The sequence below is a fragment of the Deinococcus humi genome (assembly GCF_014201875.1).
In the GTDB taxonomy this organism is placed as follows: domain Bacteria; phylum Deinococcota; class Deinococci; order Deinococcales; family Deinococcaceae; genus Deinococcus; species Deinococcus humi.
In genome coordinates, this window is record NZ_JACHFL010000004.1 from 360,311 (window position 1) to 370,525 (window position 10,215).

Annotated in this window: 9 protein-coding genes; 8 read left to right on the forward strand and 1 reads right to left on the reverse strand. The window is 62.0% G+C overall.

What is annotated here, in order from left to right; translation table 11 throughout:
* Positions 1 to 3: 3 nt before the first annotated feature.
* From HNQ08_RS10735 to HNQ08_RS10765, 7 genes are all read left to right on the forward strand, one after another.
* Positions 4 to 2,853, forward strand: coding sequence for an SGNH/GDSL hydrolase family protein (locus HNQ08_RS10735; protein WP_184131337.1), 2,850 nt, complete (start codon positions 4 to 6; stop codon positions 2,851 to 2,853).
* 86 nt (positions 2,854 to 2,939) lie between these two features.
* Positions 2,940 to 5,186, forward strand: coding sequence for an Ig-like domain-containing protein (locus HNQ08_RS10740; protein WP_184131340.1), 2,247 nt, complete (start codon positions 2,940 to 2,942; stop codon positions 5,184 to 5,186).
* 35 nt (positions 5,187 to 5,221) lie between these two features.
* The gene (locus HNQ08_RS10745; RefSeq protein WP_184131343.1) at positions 5,222 to 5,599 is read left to right on the forward strand and encodes a hypothetical protein; all 378 of its coding nucleotides are present in this window, start codon (positions 5,222 to 5,224) and stop codon (positions 5,597 to 5,599) included.
* Positions 5,583 to 6,020, forward strand: a complete 438-nt coding sequence (locus tag HNQ08_RS10750; protein WP_184131346.1) for a hypothetical protein — start codon at positions 5,583 to 5,585, stop codon at positions 6,018 to 6,020. The genes HNQ08_RS10745 and HNQ08_RS10750 overlap by 17 nt, the downstream gene beginning before the upstream one ends.
* Complete coding sequence (locus HNQ08_RS10755; RefSeq protein ID WP_184131350.1) at positions 6,017 to 6,763, forward strand: M23 family metallopeptidase; 747 nt, start codon at positions 6,017 to 6,019, stop codon at positions 6,761 to 6,763. The genes HNQ08_RS10750 and HNQ08_RS10755 overlap by 4 nt, the downstream gene beginning before the upstream one ends.
* Positions 6,764 to 6,841: 78 nt before the next feature.
* A complete protein-coding gene (locus HNQ08_RS10760; protein ID WP_184131353.1) occupies positions 6,842 to 7,285 on the forward strand; it encodes a hypothetical protein in 444 nt (147 codons plus the stop codon).
* Positions 7,282 to 7,650: a hypothetical protein gene (locus HNQ08_RS10765; RefSeq protein WP_184131356.1), complete on the forward strand. Its 369-nt coding sequence runs from the start codon at positions 7,282 to 7,284 to the stop codon at positions 7,648 to 7,650. Before HNQ08_RS10760 ends, HNQ08_RS10765 begins: the two co-directional genes overlap by 4 nt.
* 77 nt (positions 7,651 to 7,727) lie before the next feature.
* Here HNQ08_RS10765 and HNQ08_RS10770 read toward each other — a convergent pair whose 3' ends face one another.
* Positions 7,728 to 8,123 carry a hypothetical protein gene (locus tag HNQ08_RS10770; protein WP_184131359.1) on the reverse strand — a complete coding sequence of 132 codons (396 nt, stop codon included), beginning with the start codon at positions 8,121 to 8,123 and terminating at the stop codon, positions 7,728 to 7,730.
* A gap of 724 nt (positions 8,124 to 8,847) precedes the next feature.
* Here HNQ08_RS10770 and HNQ08_RS10775 point away from each other — a divergent pair.
* On the forward strand, positions 8,848 to 10,059 hold the full coding sequence (locus HNQ08_RS10775; RefSeq protein ID WP_184131362.1) for a sensor histidine kinase: 1,212 nt from the start codon (positions 8,848 to 8,850) through the stop codon (positions 10,057 to 10,059).
* Positions 10,060 to 10,215 lie beyond the last annotated feature (156 nt).

Genomic DNA, 10,215 nt, shown 5'->3' on the forward strand with positions numbered 1-10,215 from the left:
TCAATGAAAGTACCCCTGCAGGGCATGACCGAATATCAGGGCAACCCCACCCATGCCACCATGCGCGTGGATTACCTGGCCCGTCTGGAAGATGGGGTGGGGACAGCTGCGCCCGCCTATCTGGAGTTCTTCGCTGGCGCCGAAGATCTGGCAGACAAGGTCTGGCGTGATGATCATGTCCGGACCGATGCCGCTCAACTGCTGGTGACTCCGGCCAATGCCCACCCCGTCCCCATGAGGGTCACCGAGACGTTCTACTACGATGATCGCCCAGCTGTGGAGCAGACCTACGAGCGGTGGTCCAGCCCGACGAACCTGGACGGCACCGTTCACGATTACACCCAGCCGCAGAAGGTCTTCAGCCCTGCCGGGGTGCCGCTGACCTTCCAGGCGGCGGCGGATCTGATCGGTGCGGGCGGGAATGTGCTGGTGCAGGTGGGCGAGAGGCTGGGCGAACTGAACGGGGTGCTGGCCGATATCGAGCAGAGTCAGGCGGATGTGTCGGCGGTGCTAGGCGTGGCATCCTCTGCCGTCAAGGTCTCGCAAGCAGTGGGCCAGCTTATCCCAGTGCTCGAAAATCTCTTCGAGAGTGCTCCCACCGAGGGCATCACGCTGTTTGACACCAGCGGCAGCACGGCTGCCGCCTACGGATTTGCGATTGGCCCCCGCGCCCCGTTCGAGCAGTTCACGGTCAGCCTCAAGCCGCACGGGGGCAGGCTCACCACCCTGCGGCTGCTGCTCCGCAACACCAACAAGGCCGGGGCAGTGCTGTACGACAAAACCTACATCGTCGATGTCGCGGACGGCGCGCTGCAACGCATCCCCCTGGTCCTGACGCAACTGACGGGCGACGGCACCATCCCGCTCTGGGCAGAACTGCGCGGCAACGTGCCCATCGGCATTTCCTACGCCATCAACACGCTGTTCCCAACCTCGGGAGGCTACCCGGCGTTCGCGTACACCAACGTCACCACCCCAGCGGTCCTCTCGCCGCTCACCGACTTTGGGGGCGGGCAGGCCAGCTACACCCCCTGGTTCCAGACCGTCAAGCGCAATTTCGACGCCGGGTCCGTTGGCCCCACCGCAAGCTGGCTGGCCCTCATGAACACCGCCATGAGCAACCCGGTCAGCCTCCTGCCGCGCTTTGGCCTGCTGGAGTCGGCCATGGCCGCTCAGGTGGGGAACGACACCCTGCCCTACGACACGGCCTATGACGTGCTGGTCGCGGCGGTCAACAACAATTACGGCTTCGGCTTTCCAGTCGGTGTGCGGCAGGGGTTCAACCTCGTGGAGTTTGCCATCGTTGCGTTCCAGGCCATCAAAATCCCCACCTTCGTCAAGGTGCGATTCCGCGAGAACGACAGCGCGGGCGCCATCCTGGGCGAAACGCAGGTGTTCATCAATCCGCGCCTGGGGATTCGCAAAACGGTGCGGGCGCTGTTCCCAGCGGTGATTCTGAATGCTGCGGGCCTGCCACTCTGGCTGGAGTTCACGGCGGACGGGTTTCTCGGCTACGTGGGGCAGTACGGCACCATAGGCCAACCCTATGCGGCGCCGCTCGCCAAATACATCAATGTGGCGCTCGCCTCGCCGCAACTCGCCAACGGGGCCAGCTACCCCACCAGCGTCTTCGCCGCGCAGGGTACGCTCTGGGCGCGCTTCGGGACGGCCAGCACGACGCTCAAGGGGTTCGCGCCGACAGGCGAACTGGCCTCGGCGGTGCAGGCGATGTTCGACACGAACGCCTACTGGCGTCCCGCGCTGAACCTCACCACCCTCTACGCCGCCGAGGGCGTGCCGTGCGAGGTGTTTTTCCAGAACATCCTTCGGGGTCCGGGGGACTATACCGATTACGCCTTTGATCTCTTCTCGCCCAGCTTCACGCAGGTGGACAGCAACGTGCATTACGGCAACCGCCACTGGAGCTGGACGCCGACCACCGCGCAGGCTGCCGCCGGGGACAAGACCCTGACCCTCAATATCAGGCGCAACGGTGTTGATCTGGTCACGGCCAGTATCCCGATCCGGGTGTCGCCGCTGAGCCGGGGCACCAGTACGCCGCGCAAGGTGCTGGCGATTGCCGACAGCCTCACCGATCACGGGCGGTACATGAGCCGTTTTCTCTGGCGCACCCAGCAGGCGGGCGACCCGCTGGATGTGGTGAGTCTCGGCACACGGGCCGGGAGCGTGCCGTGGACGACGGACGTGGGTCTGCCTGCCGTCAAAACCGAGGGGTGGTCCGGCAAAACGGTGGCGTACCACTACAGCGATCCGGCCAGCAATTTCACGTTTGCGGCGGACGGCAACCCGAACGGAACGATCTTCGATTTCGCCCGTTACCTCAGCACCAACAGTTTCAGCATGGTCGCCGATGACCTCGTGTACTTCGCGCTGGGGACCAACGACATCGGCGCGCCCGCGAACGACTCCATCGCCCGCCACGTCATCAATCAGATGTTCGTGCAGCTGGACGCCATGATGGCCAATATCCGCGCCGCTGTGCCCAACATCAACATCGGCATCGTGCAGATCATCCCCGCCGCGAACGTGATGTGGCAGCGGCAGCGCAACCGGGCGCGGGCGATCTACCTCGAAATGATCAACGCCAAATATGGCGGGCGCGAGGGTGAACGGATTTACGTGATCCCGATGGGGCACGCGCTGGACTGCGACAACGCCTTCCCGTGGAACAACCGCAGCCTCAGCCCCTGGTCGGCGCAGACCTCCAAATCCGTGACGGACACCATCCACCCGGTGCCTCAAACCACGCCTGTCAGCGACGTGGGCGGGTATGGGTATGACCAGATGGGGGATGCCCTGTACGCCTTCGCCAAGTGGCTCTGGCGGGCCTGACCTGAGCACACACAACATCGGCCAGTCCACAAACCCTGAAAGCCCCTGCCGAATGCAGGGGCTTTGCGTTGCCCGCTGGAGGCTCAATGAACCTGACAGAATTTCGAGCGGTCCTAGCAGCATTCATTGCCGCCCTACAACAGCTCGTGGCCGGTCTGCCCGGTGCTGACAACACCACGCCCACCGTCAACCTCACGGCCAACGTGTCGCAGATCAATGCACCTGGATCTGTTGAGTTCAATGTCACAGCGTCAACCAACACGGTCAGCCTGGAGGTCTACCGCTATCCAGGTGCGGTGCGAGTGGCCACGCTGCCTCCAGTTGGCGGTACGTTCAGTGACAGGATCGAGAGCGGGAGCATCGTCTATCAGTACAGGGCCGTGGCGCGTGCTGCCGATAAACGCGAAGCCGTACAGGAAATCAGTATCACGGTGGACATTCCACCTGTCGAAGTGCAGGATGCCACCCCGCCCAGCCTTTCCTTGAGGGTCACTCCCAACCCGGTGACGGCGGCGGGCACGGCAATGTTGATTGCTGATGTGACAGACGATGTGGCTGTAGCGAGCGTGACCTTCCGCCTCACGGGGTCCGGCGCCAGGACTCTGGGCACCGTGACCGAGGCCCCCTTTATCTGGGAGGACGATACCCCGCTCACCACAGCCAACAACGGCACACGCACCTATGAGGCCATCGCCACCGACACATCGGGCAACGTCAGCGCCATCGCCACGGCAAGCGTGCAGGTCAACATCCCGATTCCCCCGGACGTGACGGCCCCGGTGATCAGCAGCTTCACCATGCCCAACCATCCGAGCCTGACCATCACCGAGGCGGGCAGCTTCCTGTTCCGCGCTATCGCAACGGACAACGTCGCCCTCAAGTATGTGCTGTTCTACTGGAACAACATCGAGGCCAAGCGCAAAACCACTGCGCCTTACGAGATCAATCTGGATTTCACCGCCGCCAACAATGGTCCGGTCCAGATTCGCGCACGTGCATATGACACCTCCGACAACTTCACGGATTTCGTTCTTGAGCTGACCGTCAACATCAGCGGCGCGGCCCCCATCAACCCAGCGCTGTACGTGGAGCCAGATCCGGCCACGATTCCCTGGGGCGCTCCCATCGTCATCAACGATGCCTATCTGACCGCGAGGGGCGCCACCCTGATCACCACCGGGGAATACGCGGGGCGCTGGAAGCTGACGCTGGATCATCCCGCCTTGAACCTCGTGACCGGCGATTGCGCGGTCTGGGTCAACACCACGAAGCCGCTCCTACTGACACAGAGCACGTGGTGTGGCGTGGGCGGCGGCGGCACTGGGCGCGGCGCAATTGGGAACGGCGTGTACGGCAAGCCCGTCGGGAACAGCACTGCCGTGGACATCGTGATTGAGGACTGCACGCAGATCAAACCGACGCCCGCTCAAATGCAGAACGGCCAGTACGCGGGCGGCCTGCGCTTCGCGTACCCCAAGAACGTGATCGTGCGGAACAGCAACATCAACGGTCCTGGCCTGCTGGTGGCTGAACTGAATCCCGCAAACGGTGGCACCGCCAAGTTCCAGCGCAATAAGGTGCGGAACATTGACGGGCGGATCGTGGACAAGACGCAGCCCGACGGCTGGAAAACTGGCTTGGGGACGGCTGGCGCGAAATATGTTCAGGCCGTCCAGCTGGACAAGGTTCGGAACACACCAGGCATCGAGATTTCCGACAACGATATTGAGAATCTGCCAGGAGAGAGCCGCGTCGAGGACAACATCAACACCTACAAGAGTGGGGGCACGGCAGCCTCGCCTCTGAAAATCTTCCGCAATCTGATCAACGGGGCCTATTCCGGACATCCGAATGATGCCTTCTCTGGCTCTGCCGTGGTGATGGGGGACGAGGGCGGAGACCGCACCGAGGCTATTGAGAACACTGCCGTCAACACCAGCAACACCGCTATCAGCATGAGCAGCATGAATTACGGGAAGATCCTGCGAAACAAGATGGCCCAGACCGGTCTGCTGCCCGACGGCTCTCGGGTGGACGCCAATGGGACGAACATCGATGTGGGGGTCTATGCCCGGAATTACGCGGGGGATAGCGGCTTCATCATGGACAAGACGACGAACGTCGTGGACGACAACGATATCGCCTGGAACGCACCACTGGAGGGTCAGCCCAATCGTCAGTTGAACTACGGCTTCTCGGACAACGCCAGCGCGGGTCCGATTGGGAACAGGGTGTATGGCGTCGCCACGGACGCACTGATCCAGACGCTCATCTCGAACCACCGGGCCGCATGGCAGAGCGCGGGCGTGATCGTTGGGAGGCGCAAACCATGAGGCAACGTTGTCTTCAGATTCGGGTGAGGTAGCCGATGGCACTCGATCCCACCCTGAGCACCTACGCGCTGGCCGTGGCCGCCGCCTCTGGCCTGGTGGCTGCTGGCATGCACGGCACCACGGTGGCCAGCAGCCCACGGCCCCCACCCATCCGGCGCGTCCTGATCGCTGAGCTGATCCGCTCGTTCGTGGTCGGCGCGGCCACCTCAGAGATCATTCGCCAGTTGCCCTGGCAGTGGCAGCTCCTCCCAGTACTGCTGGCCGCCGCCGTCGTGGGCAGCACCCTCGGGCCGCGTGGCATCGGCTGGCTGTTCGCCGGTGGCCTGGGCCTACTTCGCAAGCTGGTGCCGCTCCTCTCAGGTATTCCAGACGCACCCAAGCCCAAGGAGGTGGAAGATGCAGACCCTAAGTGAGCTGGCCGCGTGGTGGAACACCGTCTACAACGGCACCCTGATCCATGACCCCAACCTGAGTTACATCGTGGTCAGCGTTCTGCGCCTGCTGATCGCCTGGGCTGCATGGCGCTTCCTGAGTGCGCTGGGACGCTATCTGCGCGTCGCGTTCCCTCGCCCCCACACGCCCCCCAATATCGTCCACTGGGTGCGCTGGTGGCTGTGGTTGCGCCTGCAAGAGTTCGGTTTGTTCAAGATCGGCGTGGCCATGTTGGCCGTGCTGCTGGCCCTCCAGATTCCCGCAGGTGTGGCAGGCACGTTGGCTGGGGCGAGTGCCTATCTGCTGCTGGCCTATCCCGCGATGCTGGCGATGCTCGTCGGTGGGGCGCAGTTGTTCAACCGTCTGACACAGCAGATTCAGCACCCGGAGGTGCAACCGTGACCGCGTTTTCCCCTGTGCTCAACTCTCCGACGACGACCTACAGCGTTCAGCCTGGCTGTGGCTTCCTGGACGACCGCTACTACTACTCCACACTTCGCCGCAAGGGCGTGCTGGTGGCCCGCAAGCAGGTGCATCCAGCGGTGGATTTCAACGCCATCACAGGCGGCGATACCGATCTCGGAGACGGCGTCCATGCGGCGGACGGTGGCACCGTGGTGGGCACTATGTGGGACCCCTACATCGGTGGGATCATCGAGATCGAACACCCTGATGGCGACATTTCAGGCTACTGGCATTGCCGTGACATCCACGTTGTGAAGGGCCAGTACGTCAACGGCGGCGATCTGATCGGGCAGGTCGGCAAGGGCGCGAAGCTCGACATGGCGGCGCACCTGCATTTCTATGTGAAACGCTCAGGTGTGTCGTTGCCGATCAATTACTGGCCCAGCACGCACATCTCCGACAAGGCGGAGTGCGAGGCGTTCATTCGCGCCCACTACCACGAGCCACTGGCCTGGCTGAAGGCCCGTGGAGCCAAAACGACGCTGGCCGATCTGCAAGCCCAGAAAGGCGAGCCCACCAAGGTGTTGGTCGTGCATGGCGACGAGATCGTGGACGTGACCGGCAAGCTGGTGCCGATGCCTGAACGCGGCATGACCCTGGATGCCCGCACGGCCACCGTGCGGCTGTACGTCAACCAGACAGCTCCCAGCCGCATCCCCGCTTTACCACCCTCCCGGTAAGCCGCGTCCCAGAGGCGCAATCCAATCCGTCCAGGCCACCGTGAGGTGGCCGCCTTGCTGTACGCCCTGGAGGGCAAGATGCAAAAATCCAAGTTTCTCGGACTGTTGACTGGCGCGCTGGCGCTGGGAAGTGCCACCGCCGCGCAGACCACTGCGCTGGATAACTGGACTGACAAGTGGCTGGAGAAGCTGACCGCCGAGGCAACGGAGCTGTTCACTGGCCCGTTCGCATACCAGGAACTGGGCATGCTGGCCGAGACGTGCGTGCAGGCGGCGCAGGAGCTGAAGGGCGTCATCAAGGGCATTCCGCGCGCGGTCCTGGCTCAGAAGGCCCTGGGCGCAGCTGCACGTGCGGCCCTGCCCGACAACTACGAGGGCTGGGCGCTGATGCTGATCGATGGCCCTGGCGCGGCGATCCTGATCGAGGCGGCCTTCCAGCGGCTGTTCGGCCCTGAAGCCCAGGAAGCCGCTGCTGCGCCCATTGTGGACGCGCCCGAAGTCGCAGAAGGCGGCATTCAGTGAAGCGCTCGCTGGTGCTGGCGTCGCTGCTTTGCGGCCTGGTGGCCTGTGCTCCAGCGGCCACCGTGGCACCGCCTGATCGTGATGGTGCTGCACTGCGCCTGGCCAGCATTGAGGGCGGCGTAACGGCCTATTTCAACGCTGGCCTGAGCGACGTTTTCCCTCTGAAGTTCACCATCACGGGCAGCGATCTGCGGGTCAATGCGCCGCAGTACTGCAACGTCAGCAACGCGGCCATTCTGTGCACCGTGCCGAGGCTGCCAGCGGGCGGGAACTTCGTGCTCCCCATGCGTGGCAGCAACATCAGCGTGGTGGCCCTGTACAAGCGGGCCAGTGGGGCAGAGTTCAAGCTCACGGCTCAGCAGTAAGTACCGAACATCTCAGGCGATACAACAGATGCCCCCGCGATTGGCGGGGGCATTGAAGCCTCTCGAAATTCAGAAATTCAGTTTGGACCGAGATCGCCGTCAGGACCATATTTTATGAACGCGGCCATGATTCCGGAAATCGTCTCCCAAAGGTCGTTGACCTCCTCGCGGTGCAAGCCGAAATGCTCCTGGTGACGCCGCCACTTTTCGGCTATGGGATCGTTTACCGTGATGTGGGCAACGCGGCTTAGAACTTCCACCTTAACTATCTCGTGATTCTGGATGTAGCCAGTGCCTTCCCCTGTTCCACCCTGCCAGAAGCGTGCCACCATCTTGCGCGTTGTATCGATCTGAAGCCGCATGCTTGAGCCTGGCTCTGGGTTTGTCGCCTCAAATAGATCGCAGATAGCTTCCAAGGTGACAAGATGTGCTTCAGTCAGCACCAGATCTGGGATCACGCGGGGTTCAGACATAGGGGAAAATATAACCTGAATTATGCTGACACCTTATTTGACTCTGGAGAGCACCTTGATGCACTCACTCTCACCTTTGGAACAAATTAAATGTCCGTGGGACAAATTGAGTGTCAACGCTGTGGACATTTAATTTGACTCAACAGTGACGTTTAATTTGACCCGCGACACGATGCCTCTGGCCCTCTCCCGAAGTATCCGGAATCTGTGTGATGGCCGTCTCTGCCCTGGGGCAAGGGGTGGTCAGAGTGTGATTGCTGTGGGCGCATGCGCTGCCTCAGCGGTTCCAGAGGACACGGTGAGTCTGTCTGCACGGCTAGCGTTGCCCGAACGGCCCGCGCTGAGGGCGCCTCTTAAGCGCACCCTACAAGCTCGTCAACACTGCCCTACATGTCGGACTGCTCCGTCGTAGAGGATCAATCCCCAGAGCCATGAATTGGGTCGAGATGCGGCGACTGACGCACGTGGCGCCCGATTTACTATTTGTGCCGTGAGAATGCATCCAGGTCGAGAAGTAAAGGTGATCCAACCCATCGGCACTTGGATTGTGGTTCTATAGCCCACCGAGTCTGCAGCCGGACTGGCCCCGGAAAGAGGGGAGGCTGCAACCTTCTGCCGCTTCCGGGTTAATGTGAATGCGCAAGCGCTCCTGCCTTGCTCATCCCCTGGTGTTCAAGGTGCCACTTGATGCCACCCGTTCAGCAGACCTTTAAGGAACAGCGTGATGCACGATCATCTAGAAGAAGAATCCATTCCCCTGCCTGTCGAGTTTCAGGAACGAATGCAAGCTCTGGAATCCCAGGTTCGAGACCTTCAGCTCAGCAAACAGCGCAGCGTCACTCTGTTCCATGAGGCCCCAACACCAGCCCTTCTCTTGAACGCGGCAGGACGAGTTGAGGACGCCAACGCTGCTGCCTGTGGCCTATTTGGCCGCACGCCTGAAGTGCTGCTGGGCAAACGGCTGGATCAATTCCTGTCCCCCACCTCGCACGGCGCGCTGGATGTCCTCCTGAAACAGGTGTCCAGGACGTCCCTGAAGCAACGCGGCGAGGTCCAGCTGCTTCACAGCGATGGTGCCCTCTCAGACCTGCTGCTCGATGTGGTCTCCTCCCAGCAAGACGGCAAGTTCCTGTATTTCCATATGGGACTGACGGATGTCACCTCTTACAAACAGGCACATCAGACCCTACTGGACGGGCATGCCACCCTGGCACAACAGATCGAAGGTCAGGCATCCATCGTCCGCGCCCTGAATCAGGAATTGGAACAGACCAGTAGCACATTCATCCAGCAGCTTCACCTTCCCGTCGCGCGGGCCATGAACCTTCTGGGTCAGCTTCGACACGTGCTGGGCGAACCAGCCGACGAGATCAGCCACCCTCTTCTCAAGACCGAACAGGCCGTACAGCAGGTCACCGCCCTGATGGCCTCCATGGACCGGTATATGCAGATGCGCAGCATGCGGGTTCATCTGCGCCCGATCGATCTGAACCGGGTGCTGCGCGAGGTGGTCAAGAACGCTCAGCCGGTCATGGTGGACCGGAATGTCCAGCTCTCCCAGGACACACTGCCCACGGTCCAGGGAGACAGTCAGGCGCTTTACGTGATTCTGGACGAATATGTGGCGAACGCGCTGAAGTTCACCAAGGAGCGGGAGCTCGCCCGTATCCGTGTGCTGGTCCGGGAAATGGCCTCCGAGTACCACATTGGCGTTGAGGACAACGGAACAGGGTTCAACATGCGACAAAAAGACAAGCTCTTCCGGTTGTTCGGACGGCTGCACTCTTCCAAAGAATACGAAGGTACAGGCGTCGGTCTGGTCACAGTGCGCCGCTCCTGCGAGCGGTTCGGTGGCCGCGTGTGGGCAGAAGGCAAGACGGGGCAAGGGGCGACGTTCTGGTTCGCCTGGCCCAAAACGGTCGTTCTGGCCGGATAAGCCTCACGCTTGATTTCCCACAATGGAAGGTGGTGAACCCGCTCCGACTTCTCAGAGACATGACCTCGCATTGGAGGACCCTGCGCGGCGGGAACGGACGTGTTAGAAGGGAAGTCTTTGCGCGTCGCTGGCGCGAGCGGCGGACGGTGAGCTGCC

What these genes read in the sequence shown, in the direction of transcription:
- HNQ08_RS10775 (WP_184131362.1), top strand. Translation starts at nt 8,848, where the DNA reads ATGCACGATCATCTAGAAGAAGAATCCATTCCCCTGCCTGTCGAGTTT.
- HNQ08_RS10740 (WP_184131340.1), top strand. Translation starts at nt 2,940, where the DNA reads ATGAACCTGACAGAATTTCGAGCGGTCCTAGCAGCATTCATTGCCGCC.
- HNQ08_RS10750 (WP_184131346.1), top strand. Translation starts at nt 5,583, where the DNA reads ATGCAGACCCTAAGTGAGCTGGCCGCGTGGTGGAACACCGTCTACAAC.
- HNQ08_RS10760 (WP_184131353.1), top strand. Translation starts at nt 6,842, where the DNA reads ATGCAAAAATCCAAGTTTCTCGGACTGTTGACTGGCGCGCTGGCGCTG.
- HNQ08_RS10770 (WP_184131359.1), bottom strand. Translation starts at nt 8,123, where the DNA reads ATGTCTGAACCCCGCGTGATCCCAGATCTGGTGCTGACTGAAGCACAT.
- HNQ08_RS10735 (WP_184131337.1), top strand. Translation starts at nt 4, where the DNA reads ATGAAAGTACCCCTGCAGGGCATGACCGAATATCAGGGCAACCCCACC.
- HNQ08_RS10745 (WP_184131343.1), top strand. Translation starts at nt 5,222, where the DNA reads ATGGCACTCGATCCCACCCTGAGCACCTACGCGCTGGCCGTGGCCGCC.